This is a genomic window from Pseudomonas yangonensis, assembly GCF_009932725.1.
Lineage (GTDB): Bacteria > Pseudomonadota > Gammaproteobacteria > Pseudomonadales > Pseudomonadaceae > Aquipseudomonas > Aquipseudomonas yangonensis.
The window spans coordinates 1-275 of the sequence record NZ_BLJU01000084.1; the positions used below are offsets into that span (position 1 = coordinate 1).

A 275-nucleotide genomic window follows, 5' to 3' on the forward strand; every position below is an offset into this window, starting at 1 on the left:
GGATATGGGTGTCGATGAAACCGGGGGTAATCAGCGCGTCGCGGTACTCGGTGACTTCGACGCCGGCCAGCTTCGGCAACAGCTCAGTGGCGGGGCCAACCTGAGCGACCTTGCCATTTTCGATCAGCAGGATGCCGTCCTCGAAGTATTCGTAGGACTGCTCGACACCGACCACGGCGGGATCGGCGAGGCTGTGCAGGATGGCGGCGCGGTAGGCTTTGCGGGTGTTGCTCATCATTTGGATCTCATGAGTTGATCAATACTGTTCGCTTAGT

General features: G+C 58.9%; 1 pseudogene. It reads right to left on the reverse strand.

Annotated features, from left to right (window positions below):
- A pseudogene (locus GYB81_RS23580) lies at positions 1-235 on the reverse strand (guanine deaminase); the annotation flags it as partial.
- Positions 236-275: the final 40 nt, after the last annotated feature.